Here is a 19670-nt window from a genome sequence, read left to right as displayed (position 1 = left end):
GACCGTGTAGGACAGCCGTTTCGTGAAGCGGGCGAACCAACGACACAGCCACCGGTCGGAAGACCGGTGGCTGTGTCGTTGTCGACAGGCGTTCGATCAGCCGGACAACAGCCCCGCAGGCGGTCCGACAGGCAAGGAAAAGGGCCTCCCCGCTGCCGGGAAGGCCCTTGATCGTGTCTGGAGTCGATGCGGCGTCCGATGACTTAGGCGGCGACTGCTGCCTTGAGCGCGTCGACGAGGTCGGTCTTTTCCCAGGTGAACAGGTCGCCCTCGGGATCGCGACCGAAGTGACCATAGGCGGCCGTTTTCGAATAGATCGGGGCGTTCAGCTTCAGATGCTCGCGGATGCCCTTCGGCGTCAGGCGAACGAGCTTGGGCAGCGCGGTTTCCAGCGCGGCTTCCTCGACGGTGCCGGTGCCGTGCAGGTCGACATAGACCGACAGCGGCTCGGCGATGCCGATCGCGTAGCTGAGCTGGATCGTGCAGCGGCGCGCGAGCCCGGCGGCAACGACGTTCTTCGCGAGATAGCGCGCGACATAGGCGGCCGAACGATCGACCTTCGTGGGGTCCTTGCCGCTGAACGCGCCGCCGCCGTGCGGAGCCGCGCCGCCGTACGTGTCGACGATGATCTTGCGACCGGTGACGCCGGCGTCGCCGTCCGGGCCGCCGATCTCGAACAGGCCGGTCGGGTTGACGTAGATCTTGTCCTCGGCCGGCAGCCAGCCCTCGGGCAGGATCTCGGCGAACACGCCCTTGACGTAGTCGCGCAGCTTCGCCTGACCGGCGTCGTTCGACAGGTCGGCGCTATGCTGGGTCGACACGACCAGCGCGGTGGCACGGACGGGCAGCTCGTTCTCGTACTGCAGCGTCACCTGGCTCTTGGCGTCCGGCTCCAGGAAGGGCGCGGCACCCGAGTGGCGGTCGGCGGCCATCTTCTCGAGGATCTTGTGGCTGTAATAGAGCGTCGCGGGCATCAGGCCCGGAGTCTCGTCGGTTGCGTAGCCGAACATGATGCCCTGATCACCGGCACCCTCGTCCTTGTTGCCGCTTTCATCCACGCCCATCGCGATGTGCGCCGACTGCGGGTGGAGGTTGTTCTCGAAGCGGAAGGTCTGCCAATGGAAACCCGACTGCTCGTAGCCGATCCGCTTGACGGTATCGCGAACGGTCTTCTCGATCTCGTCCTTTACGCCCTCGGCCCAGTTTCCATCGGCGTCCATGATGCCCTTGCCGCGGATTTCACCCGCCAGCACGACGAGCTGCGTGGTGGTCAGCGTTTCGCACGCGACGCGCGCCTCGGGGTCCTTCGACAGGAACAGGTCGACGATCGAGTCGCTGATCTGGTCTGCAACCTTGTCGGGGTGACCCTCGGAAACCGATTCGGACGTGAAGATGAACGAGCTGCGCATCGAATGCCTCATAACGATATAAAGATAGCTTTATATGACGGTCCCTACCGCTCCCTGCGACGGATGGCAATCGCGGCCACGCCCATCATCACGGCAACGATCGCGGCCATGACGTTCCCGATCCGGGAAAACAGCGTCGGCGGCAGGGCGGCAGGGACCGCCACCTCGATCGCGCCCGCCCGTTCATGCGGAACCGTCGCCAGCAGCGCGCCATCCGCCGCGATGACGGCGGAGATACCGGTCGGGGTCGAGCGGACGATCGGCAAACCCTCCTCGATCGCGCGCATCCGCGCCTGCGCCAGATGCTGCGGCGGGCCCCATTTCCCGAACCACGCGTCGGTCGACGGGTTGAACAGCAGTTTCGGCCGCTTCGACTCGTCGACGACTTCGCCGGAAAAGATGATCTCGTAACAGACCTGCACGCCGACCGGGCCGAAGCCGGGCCAGTCCATCGCGCGCGGCCCGGGGCCGGGCGTGAAGTCGATGTCGCCCGGCACCAGGCGCGCCAGCCCCAGTGGCCGGAGCAGCCACGGCAGCGGCAGATACTCGCCATACGGCACCAGATGCGCCTTGTCGTAGCGGCCGATCAGGCGCGCATCGCTGTCGATCGCGAACACCGAATTCGCCGCGGTGGCGATGCGGTCCCGATCGTCGAACGATAGCGCGATGCCGCCGGTCATCAGCACGTCGCGCGGCCCCAGCAACGCCGCGATCCGTCGCCGAAGCTGCGCCGGATCCTTGGTGTAGATCCACGAGGGGTAATCGTCCTCGATCAGGTCGCGCAGCACGCCTTCGGGCCAGACGATCAGGCGCGGGGCAGCGCCGGGCTCTCCCGACAGGGCGGCGAGGGCGCGGAACACGCGCTCGCCATCATTCTCGTTGCGATCCTGCTGGCCGATGTTCGGCTGAACGACGCGGATGCGCGGGCCGGTGGCCATCGGGGCGGCGCGATAGGAAAGGGGTTGCAGCGCGAGCGGCACCGCCAGCGCGACCGCGCCCCACCACCAGCGGCGTCGCACCAGCAGCGCCAACGCGCCCGCGAAGGCGATCGTCAGGCCCGACAGTGCATAGGTGCCGACCCGCGCCGACACGCTCGCGACCGCCTGCACCGGCACCCACATCACCGCAAGCGGGTCCCACGCATAGCCAGTGAACAGAACCGCCCGCAGATATTCCGTCGCGATCCACGCCGCCGCGAAGATCAGGACGAACGCAGCGTCCGGTCGTTCGCGCCGGAATCGCCATGCGATGCCCGCGGCCACCATCGGATAGACGGCCAGATACAAGGCCAGTCCGACCGCGGCGAAATAGCCCAGCACCGGCGGCATCGCGTCCTGAAAGTCGAACGCGTGCTGGAACCAGTTGTTGTTGACGGTGAAATGCCCGAGCCCGAACAGCCAGCCACGCCACAGCGCCGCCCGGAATGTCGGTGCCCCGTGCACCAGCACCAGCCATGCCGCGAAGCAGGCGAGCGCGAGTGGCCATAGTTCGAGCGGCGCGAACCCGCAGGCGGCGGCAGCGCCGAGCAGCAGCGACAGGACGACAGGGGATCGGAGGAACGTCACGCGCGCCACTTGGCCCGGCATCGCCTGCCTAACAAGGGGTTGCGGGGTGCGCGTCGTGCGGGGCTGACGCGCGCGATCCGCTGGTGTATCACGCGGCCATGACACTACGCCCGTTCCACCTCGCCTTTCCGGTCCACGATCTCGCCGCCGCGCGCGCCTTCTATGCCGGTGTCCTCGGCTGTACCGAAGGGCGGTCGAGCGATCACTGGATCGACTTCGACCTGTTCGGTAACCAGATTGTCGCGCATCTCGATCCCGCCGCACAGCCTGTCGCGGTCGAGAATGCGGTCGACGGGCACGCGGTGCCGGTTCCGCATTTCGGCGTCGTGCTGACCCCCGCCGACTGGCGCGCGCTGGCCGACCGGGTGAAGGCGGCGGGCGTGCGCTTCGGGATCGCGCCCTACACACGGTTCGCGGGGCAGGCGGGCGAGCAATCGACGATGTTCTTTCGCGACCCCAGCGGCAACGCACTGGAGTTCAAGGCGTTCGCGGACGACGCCATGCTGTTTGCCAAGGATTAAGTGATGGGCACCCCGATCGCACTCGATATTCCCCACTCGCTCGGCAAGGAGGCGGTGCGCCAGCGGCTCGACGGCGGCATCCAGCGGATTACCGAGAAAATCCCAGGCGGCGGGCTGGTCCAGCACCGTTGGGAGGGCGACACGATGCATTTCACCGTATCCGCGATGGGCCAGACGATCGCCTCCACGGCGACGGTGTTCGCCGACAAGGTTCACGCGGTGGTCGACCTGCCCGCGTTCCTAGGGCTGTTCGCCAGTCAGGTGAAGGCGGCGATCGAGAAGGAAGCACCCAAGCTGTTGAAGTAGCGGAGGCGGCGTGGCGATCGATCGCCACGCACGCCAGCCCCGTCAGCGCGCCGCGGTCGCAGTCGGTGCGCTGACCCGCCAGATGCGGTTGCCGACATCGTCCGCCACCAGCAGCGCGCCCGCCTTGTCGGTGATGACGCCGACCGGGCGGCCCTGCGCCTTGCCGTCCTTGTCGAGGAAGCCGGTCAGCACGTCGACCGGCTTCGCGCCCGGCGCGGGGTAGCCGTTGGCGGCGAACGGGACGTACACGACCTTGTACCCCGACACCGGCTTGCGGTTCCACGAGCCATGCTCGCCGACGAACGCCCCAGAGGCCCAGCGATCGCCCAGCTTGGTGTCGGTGGAGAAGGTCAATCCGAGCGCAGCGACGTGCGGCCCCAGCGCATAGTCCGGGCGCTTGCTATATTCCTGAAGCGAGGGGTTCTTCGGTTCGACGCGGGTATCCGGATAGCCGCCCCAATAATACCAGGGCCAGCCGAAATGGTCGCCGAATTCCACCTGCGTCAGATAGTCGGGCGCGAGGTCGGAGCCGAGCATGTCGCGCTCGTTGACGACGGTCCAGAGCTGCTTGGTGACGGGGTTGATCGCCATGCCGTTGGCGTTGCGGATGCCCGCGCCGAACACGCGCCACTGCTTGTCCGGCCAGACCTGAAGGATGTTGGCGCGGTATTTTTCCGCAGCCATGCCGCCTTCGGCGATGTTGCTGGCGGAGCCGACCGAGACGTAGAGCGTCTTGCCGTCCGCCGCCGCGATGACGTTGCGCGCCCAGTGATTGCCGCCGGGATTGAGCTTGACGATCGTCTCCGGCGTGGCAGTGATCGTGGTCTGGCCGTCCTTGTATGGCACGCGGACCAGCGCGTCAGTATTGCCGATGTAGAGTTGGCCATCCATCAGCGCCATGCCGAACGGCGAGTTCAACCCCGTCATGAAAGCGGTCTTCACCTCTGCCACGCCGTCGCCATCGGCATCGCGCAGCAGGGTGATGCGGTTCGCCGAGGGCACACCGGCGCCGGCCTTGCTCATCAGCAGCCCCATCACCCAGCCCTGGATGCCACCACCCTCGCGCTTGGGCGAATTGGTCTCGGCGACCAGCACGTCGCCATTGGGCAGGCGATAGAGCCAGCGGGGGTGGTCGAGGCCGCTGGCGAAGGCGGCGACCTGGAGGCCCTGCGCCGCGACCGGCTTGCGGTTGCCCTGCCAGCCGACGACGTCGGCGACCCCGACGGTCGGCAGCGTCTGGACGCGCGGGGCGGTGATGTCGGGCCGCGCGCCGGCGACCTGCGCGACCGACAGCTTCGCGGTATCGGGCCAGGCGAGATACACCACCACGCCGATGACGATGACGACGACGATCGCGAGGACGCGCAGGACGTGTTTGAGCATGGTGTGAACCTAGGAGGTGTGGTCGTTTGCCGCAACGGCCGGACTCGATCCTCGTCTTCGTGGAACGGTACCAAATATGCGGAAGGGGCAGCCACGAGCGATGTCGCCCGTGGCTGCCCCTCCGTCACGCCTTCCGCGCGCCACCTCCCGGCGAGCGGGGAGGATTTGGGATGATTACACCGTCAGGTCGTACCGGTCGGCGTTCATCACCTTCGTCCACGCCTTGACGAAGTGCGACACGAACATCTCGCCCGCATCGGACGCCGCATAGACTTCCGACAGCGCGCGCAGCTGGGAGTTGGAGCCGAACACCAGATCGGTGCGTGACGCGGTCCAGCGCTGCTCGTGCGTGTGGCGATCGGTACCGAGGAACTCCTCGTCGCTCTCGTCGCTGATCTGCTTCCATGCCGTGCCCATGTCGAGCAGGTTGACGAAGAAGTCGTTGGTCAGCTGACCGGGCCGATCGGTGAACACGCCGTGCTGCTTGGCCTTGCTGTGGTTCGCACCCAGCACGCGCAGCCCGCCGACCAGCACCGTCATCTCCGGTGCGCTGAGCCCGAGCAATTGCGCAGGGTCGACCGGCAGTTCCTCGGTCGGGACGTTGAACTTGACCGAGAGATAGTTGCGGAAACCGTCTGCCTTGGGTTCGAGCACGTCGAAGCCCTCGGCATCGGTCTGCTCCTCGCTGGCGTCGGTGCGACCGGGTTTGAACGGCACCTCGACCGCATGACCCGCCGCCTTCGCCGCCGCCTCGATCCCGACGGAACCGCCGAGCACGATCATGCCGGCGATCGACACCTTCTTCGCACCCTGTGCGTCGGAGTCGCGTTTGCAGAACACAATGGTCCGGCGATCTATAGTGGGAAAAGCGATCAGTCAGCCTCGGCTGGCTCGGGCTCGACGGGCGGGTGCAGGCGCAGGCGGTTGACGCGGCGCTCGTCGGAATCGGTCACCTCCAGCTTCCAGCCCGAGGGGTGATCGACGCATTCGCCGACCTGCGGCACGCGCCCGGCGAGCACCGCGGCGAGGCCGCCGAGCGTGTCGACATCGTCCTCGGTATCCGCCAGCCGCGGATCGACGGCGGTGCCGACATCCTCCAGCTCGACCCGCGCGTCGGCATCCCATGCGCCTCCGTCGAGCGGGATCAGCAGCGCTTCTGGCGCCTCGTCATGCTCGTCCTCGATCTCGCCGACGATCTCCTCGATCAGATCCTCGATCGTGATGAGGCCCTCGGTGCCCGAATATTCGTCGAGCACGATCGCCAGATGCACGCGGCGCTGACGCATGTCGGCCAGCACGTCGAGCGTTCCGCGCGACATCGGTACATACAACGGCTCGCGGATCAGGCCCGACAGGTCCGCGGGGTGCGGCGCGCCGGTCGCGAGAATGCGAAACACGTCCTTGACGTGGATCATGCCGACGATCGTATCGAGCTTCTCGCGATAGACGGGCAGGCGGCTGTGCCCGGCCTCCGCGAAGATCTGGACGAGGTGGTCGAAGCTGGTCTTCTCCTCGACCGCGACGATGTCGGCGCGGGGAACGCCGACATCGCCGGCGTCACGCTCTCCGAAATGCAGCAGGTTGCGGACCATCTGCCGTTCCAGCGGCGACAGGTCGCCCTTGGCGTCGGGGGCGGGATCGTCCTCGTGACGATCGATCGCCTCTTCGAGCTGATCGCGCAGCCGCTCCTCGGTGTCCTGTCCGAAGATGAACGATTTCAAACCCCGCCAGATACTGTCGCTATCGGCGGTGCTACTTCGATCGTCGGCCAAGTCAGTCCTCGCGTATCAGATAGGGGTCGGCGATGCCGAGGGAGGCGAGCGCCTGTCGCTCGATCTCCTCCATCGATTCCGCCTCGTCGTCGGTCATGTGGTCATAGCCTAGCAGGTGCAGCGTGCCATGAACCAGCAAATGCGTCGCGTGATCCGCGGTCGATATGCCGCGCTCCGCCGCCTCCGCCGCGCAAACGCCGTAGGCGAGCACGATATCGCCGAGCAGCAGCTCGCCATCGTCGGAGTTCTGGCTGACGGTATCGAGCAAATCGGACTGCACCATCGGGAAGGACAGGACGTTGGTCGGCTTGTCCTTGCCGCGATACTGCTTGTTCAGCGCGTGGACCTCGTCGTCGGTGGTCAGCCGGACGCTGATCTCCACCAGCGCCTCCGTCGTCAGCAGCGGCCCCTGCGGCGTCCGCCCGATCGCCGCCTCCGCCGCGCGCCGCGCGATCGCCTCCCACTCGCCCTCGGGCCAGGGATCTTCGCGGGAGAGTTCGATCTGGATCATGCGACGTCCGTATGGGAGAAATCATCGCCCTTGTAGAGCAGGCGCGCGTTGTTCGTCCGGGCGCAGGCGTAGGCGAAGCAATCGCCCATGTTCAGGCGGGCGGGATGATGGCCCTTGCCGTAACGCCGATGCGCAATCACGGCTTCTGCCGTTTCCGCAGAACCGATCGGCACGGTCGTGATACCCAGAGCTGTGCAGAAGCGTGTAACTTCGAACAAGCCGCCTTCCGTACCCTCATCGCTCTCCCGACCAAGGGCGCGTGCCGCTTCCCACATCGCCAAGCCGCTGGTGCGCCGGTCCACATGCTGGCCGAGCGTCGACTCGATGTCATGCGATCCGGGCTCGCCCCGAACGATGGCGACGATCGCCGAAGCATCGACGAAGATGGTCAATCGTCGTCCTCATCGTTCAGCGAGTCGTAAAACGCCTTGTCGATCACAACGTCTGGGTCGATTCGCAACTTCGACGTGCGGCGCAGTTCCGCGACGATATCGTGCAAGGATTGCTTCGGCTCGTCCCGCGCCAGTTCGTTCGCCAACGCGAGCTTGACCGCAGCCACCTTGGTCAGACCGCGGCGATCGGCGAGCTTCTCGGCCATAACCCGCGCATCGTCATCCTTCACGTACAGCGCGCCCATGCGTCCTCCTTGGATATCCTCAAGTTAAGACGGGATATCCCGACCGTCAACCGGCCCCCTCATACGCCTCGACGATGCGGCCGACGATGGGGTGGCGGACGACGTCGGCGGCGGTGAAGCGGCTCATGGCGATCCCTTCGAGGCCTTCGAGGCGGCGGACGGCATCGCCGAGGCCGCTGGCGGCAGGCCCGCCGGGGATATCGACCTGATTGGGATCGCCGCAGATCACCATCCGGCTGTTCTGGCCGAAGCGGGTCAGGAACATCTTCATCTGTGCGGGGGTGGTGTTCTGCGCCTCGTCGAGGATCACGAACGCGTCGCCGAGCGTACGTCCGCGCATGAAGGCGATCGGTGCGATCTCGATCTCCCCCGATGCGATGCGCCGTTCGACCTGTTCGGCGGGCAGGCAGTCGTAGAGCGCGTCGTAGAGGGGACGCAGATAGGGATCGACCTTTTCCTTCATGTCGCCGGGCAGGAAGCCGAGCCGCTCGCCTGCCTCCACCGCCGGGCGCGACAGGATCAGCCGTTGCACGGAGCCGGTGATGAGCTGCGCCACCGCCTGCGCGACCGCCAGATAGGTCTTGCCGGTGCCCGCCGGCCCAAGCGCGAAGATCATGTCGTTGCCGACGAGATCGCGCATGTAATGCGCCTGTGCCGGGGTGCGCGGCACGATCGTCTTCTTGCGCGTGCGGATCATGATGCCGGGCCCACCGGTGCGCTCGGCCGACACGATGCCGGCCAGCGTCGGTTCGGCGACCATCGCGATCGACGCGTCGACGAGGCCGGTGTCGATCTGCTCGCCGCGGGCGATCCGCTGATACAGGTCCTGCAACACGTCGCGGGCGATGGCGACCTGTTCGGCGGTCCCCTCCAGCCCGACGCGGTTGCCGCGCGCGGTGATGTAGACGCCGAGCCGATTCTCCAGCGCGACGAGGTTCTGGTCATATTGTCCGAACAGTTGCGCCAGCGCCTGGGGGCGATCGAACATCACCTCGACACGGGCACGCTCACCCGATTGGGCGGGGACTGGCTTACGGCTCATGCGGTCCTTTCGAGACGCGAAGTGGAGGAAGTGGAGGCGATGGAGAGGCTGCCTGCACTCCGCCGCGGACCGGCCGGGCGCAGAACGCGCAACGGACTGGCGGGGCAGGAGAGATTCGGCATGCTGGGCAAGACTGGCAGATGGGGAGCGGTTAGGACAGCGGCAAGATCGCCCGTCCTGATCGGGGTTAACGCAAAGGACCCGCCCGGCATCGCCGGACGGGTCCCCTGCTGGGCGAAAGCCCGAAAACGATCAGGCGAAGGAGACCGCGGCGCGGCGACGGCGGCGCAGCGCGCCACCGGCCATCGCGACGCCGCCGATCATCATCGCCCACGTCGCCGGCTCCGGCACCGCGCCCGCCAGCGTCGTCGCGGTGATCGACAGGTCGTCGACGGCGAGGCCCTGATCGCTGCTGGTCGAATTGACGTCTACCCAGCGGAACCCGAACGTCTGGCCGTCGAGCAGCGTCAGGCCGCTGAGCGTCGCCGCCAGATCGCGCTGGTTCACGGCGAGGTTGCCGTTGAGCGCCGAGCCGGTCGCCGTGCCGTTGTCGAACAGCGGTGCGAAGTTCAGGCCGGTGATGGTCGTCCAGCCATTGCCGGTGATGCCAGTCGCGCCGATCAGATACTGGAACGTCAGGCCGTCGTCGCGCGAGTTGGACAGGCGCCACTGCTCACCGGTGTAGGCGAAGGCGAGGTCGGTGATCGTCGCACCCAGCGCGTTTGTGAAGACGCCGCCGAACAGCACCTGCGTGATGCTGCCGCTGCCGAGGCTGCCCAGCGCGCGGTCGCTGCTACCCGTGCTGCCGAAGCTGTAGCTGTTGCCGGTGTTGCTGCTGCCGGTGCCGACGCCGTAGCTGGTGTTGGCGTTGCTGCCGGTTTCGGCGACCTGGAAGCCGGTCGGCAGGGCGGTGCCCGTCGCGCCGGTGGCGGCGAGCGTATTGAAATCCTGCGTGTAGGTCGTGCTGTTCAGCGCGAAGGTCGTGTTGGGCACCGGAAACACCTGCGCGCCACCGACGGACGGCAGGGCGGCGAGGACGAGAGCGATCGTGTAGCGCATGAGAGTTCCTTTACGGTCGGTGGTGGTGGGGTTCAGGCGAATGCGGGGGCGCGGCGACGGCGCAGCGCGCCGCCGGCGAGGCCAAAGCCGGCGATCATCAGCGCCCAGCTTGCGGGTTCCGGCACCGCCCCGGCGGGGGTGACGCCGGTGACGCGGAAGTTGAGGTCGCAATGCCCGGTGATTGCGCAGTTCGGATAGACCGGCGTGGTGAAGAAGGCGCGGCCGGGCAGATAGGCGTCGCCCGACAGTTCCTGGCCGGTGAAGATGTTGATGTCGGGTCCCATCACGACGCCGTTGCGCGCCGAGCTGCTCGACAGGATGGCGGTGTAGGTGTTGCCGATCGTGACATCGGTGCCGGTCACGTCGAAGTCGAACCAGGTGGGCGTGCGGCTGTCGATCGACGTCGGCAGCGTGAAGTCGACCGTGGACACGACCGCGCCGCCGAAGCCGGCTCCCTCCCGCAGGGTGAAGGTGAAGGGCAGGTTGGCGGAGCCGGGGTTGAGCGCGTTGAACTGGAACCCGAACGAGGTCAGGTTGCTGTCGATCGCGACGAAGCTCTGGCCGGTCGGCCCGAACGCGGCAAGCTGGAACGAACGCTGCTGGCCGGACACGACCTCGATCGTGTCGGCCGACGCCGCGCCACTAGACAGGGCGGCGACCGCGAACAGAGCCGCGGAGATGAAGGATCGCATTGATTTCTCCCCGTTTTATCGTCCGGGAAGCCTGTGGGCGCGGTCTGTTACACGGTTAATACATTATGAAGAAAGTTTAACATTTCACGCGGCTTGCGCGTGCGGGACGCAGCCGGATAGCGACGATTGGGTCGCGCCGGTAAGCTCGACCGTGACCATGTCGCCGATCGCGTGATCGCCGATCAGGTGGACCGATTGCAGCCAGGGCGACTTGCCGAGCCACTGGCCGGGCAGCTTGCCGACGCGTTCGACCAGCACGTCGCAGGTGCGGCCGACGCTCGCCTCGTTGAACGCGCGCTGGTCGCGGCCGAGCGACGCCTGAAGCCGCTGGAGGCGTTCGTCCATCACGTCCGCCGCGATCTCGTCGGTCATCGTCGCGGCGGGGGTGCCGGGACGCGGGCTGTATTTGAAGCTGAACGCCTGCGCATAGCCGACCGCATCGACGAGGCTGAGCGTGTCGGCGAAGTCCGCCTCCGTCTCTCCCGGAAAGCCGACGATGAAGTCGCCCGACAGCGCGATGTCGGGGCGCACCGCGCGGACGCGGTCGAGCAGGCGCAGATAATCGTCTCGGCCGTGGCTGCGGTTCATCGCCTTGAGGATGCGGGTCGATCCCGACTGCACCGGCAGATGCAGGAAGGGCATGAGGCTTTCGACATCGCCGTGCGCATCGATCAGACCCTGCGCCATGTCGTTGGGATGGCTGGTCGTGTAGCGGATACGCGCGAGGCCGGGGATGCGGTCGATCGTGCGTATCAGGTCGTGCAGGCCGCGGCCGTCCGCATCGACCCAGGCGTTGACGTTCTGCCCGAGCAGCGTGATCTCCCGCGCGCCGGCATCGACCAGCGCCTTCGCCTCGTCGACGATCGCCGCGAACGGCCGGCTGACCTCCGCCCCGCGCGTATAGGGAACGACGCAATAGGTGCAGAACTTGTCGCAACCCTCCTGCACGGTGAGGAAGGCGGACGGGCCGACGCGGCGGCGCGCGGGCAGGTGGCCGAACTTGGATGCCAGCGGCATATCGGTGTCGAGCGCGGCGGTGCCGGCCGCCGCCTGCGCCACGAGGGCGGGCAAATTGTGATACGCCTGCGGACCGACCACGACATCGACCTTGGCGCGGCGGACGATCTCCTCGCCCTCCGCCTGCGCGACGCAGCCGGCGATGGCGATCATCGGATCGCCGCCGCTCTTGCCGGCGGTTTTGCGGATGCGGCCGATGTCGGAATAGACCTTCTCGGTCGCCTTTTCGCGGATGTGGCAGGTGTTGAGCACGACGAGGTCGGCATCGTTCGCATCGGCGGCGGCGGTCATGCCCTGCGCGGTCATCAACTCGGCCATGCGCTCGCCGTCATAGACGTTCATCTGGCAGCCGAACGACTTGACGTGGAAGGTCTTGGGCGGGGTCTTCATGCGGCGCCCCATAACAGGTCCTCCCCGAAACGGGGAGGGGGACCGCAAAGCGGTGGAGGGGCGGCCGCGGGCGGGATGGCTCGTGGCTGCCCCTCCGTCACGCCTGCGGCGCGCCACCTCCCCGTGCCGGGGAGGATCTAGAGGGCTTCGATCCGGCGTCTCGCTTCGGCGGCGACGATTTTGCGGCCGCCGTCCGGGGCGAAGGGTTCGGCGAAGTTCAGCGTCGCGACGAAGGAGCCGCGGCGGCGCAGGACGCGGAGCGCGTGGACCTGTCCGGACTCGTCGCCCCACACGCAGTCGGACGTGGCGTCGCCGTAATCGATCCGCACCGGCTGGATGCGCAGACCCGGCGGTGGGGGATCGAGCGCAGCCAGCAGCGCGGGCTTGAACGGCAGCAGCGTGGTGCCGTCGCCCGTCGTCCCCTCCGGAAAGATCGTCACCGGCCACGGCGCGGCGAGCGCTCGGCGGAGTTGCTCGACCTGTTCCGCGACGGCCATTCGCTGGCCGCGTGCCACGAAGACGGTGTGGTTGAGCGAGGAGAGCCAGCCGATCAGCGGCACGGTTTCCAGCTCGCCCTTGGCCACAAATGCTGTGCCGGTGGCGCCGGCGAGCAGGAGGATATCAATCCAGCTCAGGTGGTTGGCGAGGATTACCGCGTCGCGTTCGAGTGGGGTGCCGACGACATGCGCTCGCGCGCCAACGATACGGGCGCACCAGCCGAGAAAGCGGCGCGGCCACGGCGAGCGGGCGCGGAACAGTCGCCACATACCGTGCAGCGGGAGCGCGACGAGCAGCGCGGCGATGAGGGCAATGAGGCGGAGCGCGAGGCGGAGAGTGTTCATGTGTTCTCGCCGCTCATTCGCTCGCCCGCTTCCCTCGCTCGTTCAGGGGCCGGGTCAGACCTTCCGATCGAGGCTGACGCCGTACAATTCCATGCGGTGGTCGACCAACCGGAAGCCCATGCGCTCGGCGATCGCCTTTTGCAGCAGTTCCAGTTCGGGATCGACAAACTCCAGCACGCGGCCGGTTTCCACGTCGATCAGGTGATCGTGATGCGCTTCGGGCGAGGGTTCGTAGCGGGCGCGGCCGTCGCCGAAATCGTGGCGGTCGAGGATGCCGGCCTCCTCGAACAGGCGCACTGTGCGATAGACGGTCGCGATCGAGATGCCCTTGTCGATCGCGGATGCGCGCTCGTACACCTTTTCGACGTCCGGATGGTCCTCCGCCTCCGACAGGACGCGCGCGATGATGCGCCGCTGTTCGGTGATGCGCAGGCCCTTCTCGTTGCAGAGAGCTTCCAGATCGATCTTGCGCGCCATGACTTTTAGAACCTCTCGGACGAGGCCGTCATGTAGACCCTATCGCTTGTTGCGAAAAGGGATAGCGACTCGCAATAAGCTAAAGCGGTCGCGAATAGGTATGGGCGTCGTGGTGTCGCCCGTCCGCGCCCCGGTAATAGCCGCGCCGCTCGCCTACTTTCGCGAAGCCGTTGGCGGTGTAGAGGCGGACGGCGTCGTTGTTCGCGCGCACCTCCAGATGCATCGTCACGACGCCGCGGCCCTGCGCTTCCGCGACGACCGACCGCAGCAATGTGCCGCCGACGCCGCGATGCCGGTGGTTCGGCGCGACCGCGAGCAGCAGCAATTCGGCCTCGTCGGCGACTGCACGCACCATCGCGAAGCCCGCGGGTTCGTCGTCATAGCTGGCGAGGGTCAGTACCACGCCGGGCATCGCCAGCACGCCGAGGCACTGGCTGCGCGTCCATGCCTCGCCGTAGCGGGGGTCGAAGGCGGCGGTCATCAGCGCATCGACGGTCGCGACATCGCGCGCGTCGCCGTGACGAAGCGAGAGGATGCGCGTTGCCATCACCCGACCACCTTCTTCGTCGGCAGCTTGGCGTCGGGGGCGCGGCCGTAGAGCGGGCGGGGATCGAGGTCGGCCAGCGCGGGCGGCAGCAGGAGCAGGTCCGACGCATCGGGCAGCGCATCGGCACGGGCGGTGACGTGATCGGGCAGGCGATACGTGCCGCTGCCGATCGCGAATGTTTCGCCGAGCACCGCCGCCGCATCCAGCGGGGGCAGCGACACGGGCGCGTCGAGCGGGGTCAGGTCGGCGGCGAAGCTCTGCATGAAGACCTCACCATGCCCCGCCTCCAGCACCGCCGCAATCCGTTGACGCGGCTGGGCTTTCAATGCGGCGGCAGCGACGATCGCGAGCGAGGAGAAGCCGCGCACCGTCGCATCCCAGCCAAGTCCAAGGCCACGTGCCGCGGCGATGCCGACGCGGACGCCGGTAAAGCTGCCCGGGCCGACATCGACGAGGATGCGCGCCGCGCGGCCACCGTCGGGCAATTCGGCGATCATCGGCACCAGCCGTTCGGCATGGCCACGTCCGACCACTTCATGGCGCGCGGCGACGACGCGGCCATCCTCGATCAGCGCGACGGAGCAGGCGGCGGTGGCGGTCTCGATGACGAGCGTGCGCGCCGCGGATTCGCCGCTCACGCGATCCGGTTGAAGCGCTCGAACGCCGGGCGTGGCGAGCGGTCGTGCAGCGTGGAACGGTCGCCGTGGCCGAGCGTGGCGATGAAGTTGGTCTTCACCGCCGGCGTATCGTGGAAGAACGCCTTGTCGACGGCACCGCCGTCGAAGCCCGACATCGGTCCGACATCGAGCCCGAGCGCGCGGGCGGCGAGGATCAGATACCCGCCCTGCAGCGACGAGTTGCGAAACGCCGAGGCCTGACGCAGTTCGGCATTGCCATCGAACCAGCTTTTCGCGTCGGCGTGCGGGAACAGCTCGGGCAGATGCTCGTGGAATTCGCTGTCCATGCCGACGATGACGCTGACCGGTGCCTTGCGGATCTTGTCGGCATTGGTGTCGCTGGCGGCGGCGGCGAGCTTCTCCTTCGCCTCCGCGCTGACGCACCAGACGAGGCGCGCGGGAAGCTGGTTGGCCGAGGTCGGGCCCATCTTCATCAGGTCCCAGATCGCGTGAAGATCGGATTCCGGCACGGGTTCGTCGGTATAGTGGTTGAATGTCCGCGCCTCGCGGAAGAGCTGGTCGAGCGCCGTGTCGTCGATCGCCGGCATCAGATCGCCCTCACTTCGGTGACTTCGGGAACATAATGGCGCAGCAGCTGCTCGATACCCTGCTTCAGCGTGGCGCTGGACGATGGGCAGCCGGAACAGGCACCCTGCAATTGCAGGAAGACCTTTCCTTTGTCGAAGCCGCGATAGACGATGTCGCCGCCGTCGTTCGCCACCGCCGGGCGCACGCGCGTTTCGATCAGTTCGCGGATCTGCGCGACGATCTCCGCATCGGCGGGGTCCTCGGCGAAGTCGGCGTCGGCGGGGGGTACGGCGAAGCCGGCACTGCCCTGACGGAACAGCGGCATCGCGGCCGAGAAATGATCGAGCAGCAGGCCGAGCACGTCGGGCTTCGCGTCGCGCCAGTCGGCGCCGGGTGCAATCGTCACCGACACGAAGTCGCGACCGAAGAACACGCCCGTCACGTCGCCGAGGCCGAACAGGGCGTCGGCCAGCGGGCTCGCCTCCGCTTCCTCGGGGGTGGCGAAATCGCGCGTGCCGGCATCCATGACGATGCGGCCGGGCAGGAACTTGAGCGTCGCCGGGTTGGGCGTGGCTTCGGTCTCGATCAACATGCGCGGCATGTGGCGCGCGCGGGGCGGGGGATCAAGCGGCGCGCGTCTTAAATCCTCCCCGCTCGTGGGGAGCAATGAAGGATTAGTTGTTTGGCGGGCGGACCGTCGATCGCTAAAGGACCCGGCATGGCGTTCCCCACGCGCGTGTTCCGCGTCTCCGCTCTGGCCGTCGCATTCCTGACGGCTCCCCTTTCGGCTCAGCAGAAGGCACCCACCGCGGCGCCCGCAGCGGTCAACCCTTCGACCCCCGCAGTGCCCGTCGATACCGCGGCGTGGCTCTACAAGGGCAGCGACATCGCGCCGGACCCGGCCTGGTCGTTCGGCACCTTGCCCAACGGCTTGCGCTACGCAGTTCGCAAGAACGGGGTGCCGCCGGGGCAGGTCGCGGTGCGCGTGGCGATGGATGTCGGCTCGCTCTACGAAACCGACAGCGAGCGCGGCTTCGCGCATTTCATCGAGCATCTGTCGTTCCGCAGTTCGGCCTATGTGCCGGACGGCGAAGCGAAGCGGGTGTGGCAGCGGCTGGGCGCGACGTTCGGATCGGACTCGAACGCGACGACGACGCCGACGCAGACGCTGTACAAGCTCGATCTGCCCGCCGCGACCGAGCAGGGGCTGGACGAGTCGCTTCACATCCTGTCGGGCATGATGGCCGCGCCGGTGCTGAGCGACGCCTCCGTCGCCGCCGAGCGGCCGGTGGTGCTGGCGGAGCGGCGCGAGCAGCCGGGGCCGCAGGTGAAGTTCGCCGACGCGCTGCGCGAAACCTTCTATGCGGGCCAACCGCTGGCGGAACGCTCCCCGATCGGCACCGAGAAGACGCTGGGCGCGGCGACCGGCGCGACGGTGAAGGCGTTCCACGACCGCTGGTACCGGCCGAGCCGCGCCGTCGTCATCGTCTCGGGCGACATGGACCCGGCGCTGTTCGCGCGCCTGATCGTCAAGAACTTCGCGGGCTGGCAGCCGATCGGCCCGGATGTGCCGGCGCCCGATTTCGGCAAGCCCGATCCGACGAAGCCGGCGACCTCGTCGCTGGTCGAGCCGGGGATGCCCGCGATCGTCGCGACGGCAGTGCTGCGGCCGTGGAAATATCAGGACGACACGATTCTGTTCAACCAGAAGCGGATGGTCGACACCGTTGCCGCGCGGCTCGTCAGCCGGCGGCTGGAGCAGCGCGCGCGCTTCGGCGGCAGCTTTCTTCAGGCGCAGGTGTCGGTCGACGACGAGTCACGCTCCGCCAACGTCACCTCGACCCAGATCGTACCCGTCACCGGACAATGGGAAGCGGCGCTGAAGGACGTGCGCGCGGTGATCGCCGACGCGATGGCGACCGCGCCGACGCAGGTCGAGATCGACCGCGAACTCGCCGACTACGATACCGTCATGCGGACGATCGTCGAGACGTCGCGGGTCGAGGCGGGGGCGAAGCAGGCGGACGACATGGCGTCCGCGCTCGACATCCGCGAGACGACGACCTCGCCGGAGACGAGCTACGCGATCTTCAAGGATGCGCGTGCCAAGACGATGTTCACGCCCGAAACCGTGCTGGCGTCGACCCGCCGCATCTTTCAGGGCGACGCCACGCGTGCGATCGTGACGACGCCGACCGCCGATGGCGGATCGACCGCGCGACTGGACGCGGCGTTGAAGGCGGACGTGTCGGGCCTGATTGGCAAGCGGCGCGTGCAGGCGGCGGTGACCTTCGACGATCTGCCCAAGCTGGGTGCGCCGTCCGCCATCGTGTCGCGCCGGACGATCGAGAAGCTGGGGCTGGAGCAGGTCGATTTCGCCAACGGCGTGCGGCTGCTGATCTTCGCCAACACTGGCGAGACGGGCCGCGTCTATGTCCGCACGCGGTTCGGCAGCGGCTATGCTGCGCTGCCGACCGACCGGCCGAGCAACGCCTGGGCGGCCGACCTTGCGCTGGTTGCGATGGGCGTCGGCAAGCTGGATCAGGGCGATCTCGAGCAATTGTCGGCGGGCCGGCGGATCGGCCTCGACTTCGGGATCGATGAGGATGCGTTCCTGCTGGCGGCGATGACCTCGCCCGCCGACTACAAGGACGAATTGCGGCTGATGGCGGCGAAGCTGGAATTTCCGCGCTGGGACCGCGCGCCGATCCTGCGTGCCAAGGCCGGGGCGCTGGCGGCGCAGGCGACCGCGAGTTCGTCGCCCACGGGGGTGCTTCAGCGCGATCTGGAGGGGTTGTTGCGCGACGGCGATCCGCGCTGGGCGACGCCGACGCCGGAGCAGATCGATGCCCTGACGCGGCGCAAGTTCCGCAAGCTGTGGAAGCCGTTGATGAAGTCGGGGTCGATCGAGCTGTCGGTGTTCGGCGACGTGAAGGTCGACGAGGTGATCGCCGCGGCGCAGGCGAGTTTCGGCGCGATGAAGCCGCGCCAGCCGGTGCCGCTGGAGAAACCGCCGGTACGCTTCCCCGCGCATGTCGCGACGCCCGTGACGCTGACGCATGACGGCCCGGCGACGCAGGCGGCGGCGGTGATCGCGTGGCCGACGGGGGGAGGTATCGCCGAGGTCCGCACCAGCCGGCAACTCGATATCCTGGCGCAGGTGTTCGGCGACCGGTTGTTCGAACGGCTGCGGCAGACGGCGGGCGCGAGCTACAGCCCGTCGGTGCAGAGCCAATGGCCGGTCGGCACGCTGACCGGCGGCCGGATCATGGCGATCGGGCAGGTGGAGCCGGACAAGGTCGACCTGTTCTTCCGCCTGTCGCGCGAGATCGCGGCCGATCTGGTGAAGACGCCGATCGCCGCGGACGAGCTGGAGCGGATCGTCGGTCCGATGAAGCAGCAGCTGATGCGCGCATCGACCTCCAGCCAGTTCTGGCTCTCGCAGATGGGCGGCGGCGCGTATGATCCGCGGCGGATATCGGCGGTGCGGACGGTGCTGGCCGATCTGGTGCAGGCGACGCCGGCCGACCTGCAATCGGTCGCGGCGCGGTACCTGCGGCCGGACCGCGATTGGACCTTGGCTGTCGTGCCGAAGGGGGGCGGGGTGGTTGCTGCTCCCACTCCAAGCAGCGCGATGCCCGCAGTTTATGCGGCGCCGACAACCCGCTGACAACTAGCCTCAGGCCGAAAGGCAAATGCATAACGGCACATGTCCAGTCGAAATGAAGATGCTGTTAGATAGACGGCCCAAACTCTGGTGGAAATGGCGTTGATGGCAACTGCCCTGCTGTGGCTCGAAGCGCACGACAAGCTTGCGGGGTGGGCTCAGTTCGGCGGTGCCATGGTCGCACTCGTACTTACCTATTTTACTGCGTTCGCTCCAATGTGGCGGAGGAAGCGTCAGTTACGTACGGCGGCAAAACGACTTCTCGCGAACGGGTACGAAGTCCTAGAGAGCTATCATCGTACAACGCCCAAGTTTTTGCCTGTTGCGCTGACCTTGCGCGGTGCGTCACTATCTATCCAGCTAATCAGCGATGAAATAAGCCGCTTTCCCATCTATGAACTCGATGATCAGGGCAGTCGGTCGCTGGCCCGTTATCTAATCGTGGTAAGCGGCAATCTTGCTGCAACTCGGTTAATGATCGACAACATGGCAGCAGAGATAGACGGTCGCGAAGCGACCGTCGAAGAGCAGGATATGCTTGTTGAATTCCTTCGGGAAAGGTTGGAGTTCGTTCGTGCCATGTTGGCAGGCGAGGAGCTTAAGCGGCCAGAATGGCCGGTAAGTTGAC

Annotated in this window: 21 protein-coding genes and 1 pseudogene; 4 read left to right on the top strand and 18 right to left on the bottom strand. The window is 67.2% G+C overall.

Annotated elements, in window-relative coordinates; translation table 11 throughout:
- Window positions 1-203: 203 nt before the first annotated feature.
- Window positions 204-1409, bottom strand: a complete 1206-nt coding sequence (gene metK / locus AC0CH8_RS05490; RefSeq protein WP_465239026.1) for a methionine adenosyltransferase — start codon at window positions 1407-1409, stop codon at window positions 204-206.
- Window positions 1410-1453: 44 nt separating this feature from the next.
- Window positions 1454-2995 (bottom strand): apolipoprotein N-acyltransferase, encoded by a 1542-nt coding sequence (gene lnt, locus AC0CH8_RS05485; RefSeq protein WP_465239025.1) that lies wholly within the window; start codon window positions 2993-2995, stop codon window positions 1454-1456.
- 77 nt (window positions 2996-3072) lie between these two features.
- Here lnt and AC0CH8_RS05480 point away from each other — a divergent pair, with 77 nt between their 5' ends.
- On the top strand, window positions 3073-3495 hold the full coding sequence (locus AC0CH8_RS05480) for a VOC family protein (protein WP_465239024.1): 423 nt from the start codon (window positions 3073-3075) through the stop codon (window positions 3493-3495).
- Window positions 3496-3498: 3 nt separating this feature from the next.
- On the top strand, window positions 3499-3801 hold the full coding sequence (locus AC0CH8_RS05475; protein ID WP_204195072.1) for a polyhydroxyalkanoic acid system family protein: 303 nt from the start codon (window positions 3499-3501) through the stop codon (window positions 3799-3801).
- Between the two features lie 42 nt (window positions 3802-3843).
- On the opposite strand, the gene AC0CH8_RS05470 is transcribed toward AC0CH8_RS05475, so the two are convergent.
- The 16 genes and pseudogenes from AC0CH8_RS05470 to AC0CH8_RS05395 form a co-directional block, all read right to left on the bottom strand.
- The gene (locus AC0CH8_RS05470) at window positions 3844-5184 is read right to left on the bottom strand and encodes a PQQ-dependent sugar dehydrogenase (RefSeq protein WP_465239023.1); all 1341 of its coding nucleotides are present in this window, start codon (window positions 5182-5184) and stop codon (window positions 3844-3846) included.
- 174 nt (window positions 5185-5358) lie between these two features.
- Window positions 5359-6009, bottom strand: a pseudogene (locus AC0CH8_RS05465) (peroxidase family protein); the annotation flags it as partial.
- A gap of 47 nt (window positions 6010-6056) precedes the next feature.
- Entirely contained in the window at window positions 6057-6956 is a 900-nt protein-coding gene (locus tag AC0CH8_RS05460) for a hemolysin family protein (protein WP_055843814.1), read from the bottom strand.
- A gap of 1 nt (window position 6957) precedes the next feature.
- Complete coding sequence (gene ybeY, locus AC0CH8_RS05455) at window positions 6958-7467, bottom strand: rRNA maturation RNase YbeY (RefSeq protein WP_465239022.1); 510 nt, start codon at window positions 7465-7467, stop codon at window positions 6958-6960.
- Window positions 7464-7859, bottom strand: a complete 396-nt coding sequence (locus AC0CH8_RS05450; protein ID WP_465239021.1) for a type II toxin-antitoxin system VapC family toxin — start codon at window positions 7857-7859, stop codon at window positions 7464-7466. The genes ybeY and AC0CH8_RS05450 overlap by 4 nt, the downstream gene beginning before the upstream one ends.
- Window positions 7856-8104: a type II toxin-antitoxin system VapB family antitoxin gene (locus AC0CH8_RS05445; protein ID WP_204195066.1), complete on the bottom strand. Its 249-nt coding sequence runs from the start codon at window positions 8102-8104 to the stop codon at window positions 7856-7858. Before AC0CH8_RS05445 ends, AC0CH8_RS05450 begins: the two co-directional genes overlap by 4 nt.
- A gap of 46 nt (window positions 8105-8150) precedes the next feature.
- Window positions 8151-9146, bottom strand: coding sequence for a PhoH family protein (locus tag AC0CH8_RS05440; RefSeq protein WP_204195065.1), 996 nt, complete (start codon window positions 9144-9146; stop codon window positions 8151-8153).
- Between the two features lie 252 nt (window positions 9147-9398).
- The gene (locus tag AC0CH8_RS05435; protein WP_465239020.1) at window positions 9399-10205 is read right to left on the bottom strand and encodes a PEPxxWA-CTERM sorting domain-containing protein; all 807 of its coding nucleotides are present in this window, start codon (window positions 10203-10205) and stop codon (window positions 9399-9401) included.
- 32 nt (window positions 10206-10237) lie between these two features.
- Window positions 10238-10897, bottom strand: coding sequence for a PEPxxWA-CTERM sorting domain-containing protein (locus AC0CH8_RS05430; RefSeq protein WP_465239019.1), 660 nt, complete (start codon window positions 10895-10897; stop codon window positions 10238-10240).
- 84 nt (window positions 10898-10981) lie between these two features.
- Window positions 10982-12316 (bottom strand): tRNA (N6-isopentenyl adenosine(37)-C2)-methylthiotransferase MiaB, encoded by a 1335-nt coding sequence (gene miaB, locus AC0CH8_RS05425; protein ID WP_465239018.1) that lies wholly within the window; start codon window positions 12314-12316, stop codon window positions 10982-10984.
- A 125-nt stretch (window positions 12317-12441) separates the two neighbouring features.
- Window positions 12442-13146: a lysophospholipid acyltransferase family protein gene (locus AC0CH8_RS05420; protein WP_465239017.1), complete on the bottom strand. Its 705-nt coding sequence runs from the start codon at window positions 13144-13146 to the stop codon at window positions 12442-12444.
- Between the two features lie 54 nt (window positions 13147-13200).
- A complete protein-coding gene (locus AC0CH8_RS05415) occupies window positions 13201-13623 on the bottom strand; it encodes a Fur family transcriptional regulator (protein ID WP_204195060.1) in 423 nt (140 codons plus the stop codon).
- A 79-nt stretch (window positions 13624-13702) separates the two neighbouring features.
- A complete protein-coding gene (locus AC0CH8_RS05410; RefSeq protein ID WP_204195059.1) occupies window positions 13703-14170 on the bottom strand; it encodes a GNAT family N-acetyltransferase in 468 nt (155 codons plus the stop codon).
- Window positions 14170-14808 (bottom strand): tRNA (adenosine(37)-N6)-threonylcarbamoyltransferase complex dimerization subunit type 1 TsaB, encoded by a 639-nt coding sequence (tsaB, locus tag AC0CH8_RS05405; protein ID WP_204195058.1) that lies wholly within the window; start codon window positions 14806-14808, stop codon window positions 14170-14172. Before tsaB ends, AC0CH8_RS05410 begins: the two co-directional genes overlap by 1 nt.
- Window positions 14805-15395 (bottom strand): malonic semialdehyde reductase, encoded by a 591-nt coding sequence (locus AC0CH8_RS05400; RefSeq protein WP_465239016.1) that lies wholly within the window; start codon window positions 15393-15395, stop codon window positions 14805-14807. Before AC0CH8_RS05400 ends, tsaB begins: the two co-directional genes overlap by 4 nt.
- On the bottom strand, window positions 15395-15967 hold the full coding sequence (locus AC0CH8_RS05395; RefSeq protein ID WP_465239015.1) for a NifU family protein: 573 nt from the start codon (window positions 15965-15967) through the stop codon (window positions 15395-15397). The genes AC0CH8_RS05400 and AC0CH8_RS05395 overlap by 1 nt, the downstream gene beginning before the upstream one ends.
- 126 nt (window positions 15968-16093) lie before the next feature.
- Between AC0CH8_RS05395 and AC0CH8_RS05390 the strand changes: the two genes are divergently transcribed.
- The gene (locus AC0CH8_RS05390) at window positions 16094-19045 is read left to right on the top strand and encodes a M16 family metallopeptidase (protein WP_465239014.1); all 2952 of its coding nucleotides are present in this window, start codon (window positions 16094-16096) and stop codon (window positions 19043-19045) included.
- A 102-nt stretch (window positions 19046-19147) separates the two neighbouring features.
- A complete protein-coding gene (locus AC0CH8_RS05385) occupies window positions 19148-19669 on the top strand; it encodes a hypothetical protein (protein WP_465239013.1) in 522 nt (173 codons plus the stop codon).
- Window position 19670 lies beyond the last annotated feature (1 nt).

It is taken from the genome of Sphingomonas sp. AC435, assembly GCF_979253005.1.
This window is presented reverse-complemented; position numbering and strand designations above follow the sequence as displayed.

Bases quoted from the DNA above. Each gene is read 5' to 3' on its own strand.
- metK (WP_465239026.1), bottom strand. From the start codon at position 1,409: ATGCGCAGCTCGTTCATCTTCACGTCCGAATCGGTTTCCGAGGGTCAC.
- lnt (WP_465239025.1), bottom strand. From the start codon at position 2,995: ATGCCGGGCCAAGTGGCGCGCGTGACGTTCCTCCGATCCCCTGTCGTC.
- AC0CH8_RS05480 (WP_465239024.1), top strand. From the start codon at position 3,073: ATGACACTACGCCCGTTCCACCTCGCCTTTCCGGTCCACGATCTCGCC.
- AC0CH8_RS05475 (WP_204195072.1), top strand. From the start codon at position 3,499: ATGGGCACCCCGATCGCACTCGATATTCCCCACTCGCTCGGCAAGGAG.
- AC0CH8_RS05470 (WP_465239023.1), bottom strand. From the start codon at position 5,184: ATGCTCAAACACGTCCTGCGCGTCCTCGCGATCGTCGTCGTCATCGTC.
- ybeY (WP_465239022.1), bottom strand. From the start codon at position 7,467: ATGATCCAGATCGAACTCTCCCGCGAAGATCCCTGGCCCGAGGGCGAG.
- AC0CH8_RS05445 (WP_204195066.1), bottom strand. From the start codon at position 8,104: ATGGGCGCGCTGTACGTGAAGGATGACGATGCGCGGGTTATGGCCGAG.
- AC0CH8_RS05440 (WP_204195065.1), bottom strand. From the start codon at position 9,146: ATGAGCCGTAAGCCAGTCCCCGCCCAATCGGGTGAGCGTGCCCGTGTC.
- AC0CH8_RS05435 (WP_465239020.1), bottom strand. From the start codon at position 10,205: ATGCGCTACACGATCGCTCTCGTCCTCGCCGCCCTGCCGTCCGTCGGT.
- AC0CH8_RS05430 (WP_465239019.1), bottom strand. From the start codon at position 10,897: ATGCGATCCTTCATCTCCGCGGCTCTGTTCGCGGTCGCCGCCCTGTCT.
- miaB (WP_465239018.1), bottom strand. From the start codon at position 12,316: ATGGGGCGCCGCATGAAGACCCCGCCCAAGACCTTCCACGTCAAGTCG.
- AC0CH8_RS05420 (WP_465239017.1), bottom strand. From the start codon at position 13,146: ATGAACACTCTCCGCCTCGCGCTCCGCCTCATTGCCCTCATCGCCGCG.
- AC0CH8_RS05415 (WP_204195060.1), bottom strand. From the start codon at position 13,623: ATGGCGCGCAAGATCGATCTGGAAGCTCTCTGCAACGAGAAGGGCCTG.
- AC0CH8_RS05410 (WP_204195059.1), bottom strand. From the start codon at position 14,170: ATGGCAACGCGCATCCTCTCGCTTCGTCACGGCGACGCGCGCGATGTC.
- AC0CH8_RS05400 (WP_465239016.1), bottom strand. From the start codon at position 15,395: ATGCCGGCGATCGACGACACGGCGCTCGACCAGCTCTTCCGCGAGGCG.
- AC0CH8_RS05395 (WP_465239015.1), bottom strand. From the start codon at position 15,967: ATGTTGATCGAGACCGAAGCCACGCCCAACCCGGCGACGCTCAAGTTC.
- AC0CH8_RS05390 (WP_465239014.1), top strand. From the start codon at position 16,094: ATGGCGTTCCCCACGCGCGTGTTCCGCGTCTCCGCTCTGGCCGTCGCA.
- AC0CH8_RS05385 (WP_465239013.1), top strand. From the start codon at position 19,148: ATGGCAACTGCCCTGCTGTGGCTCGAAGCGCACGACAAGCTTGCGGGG.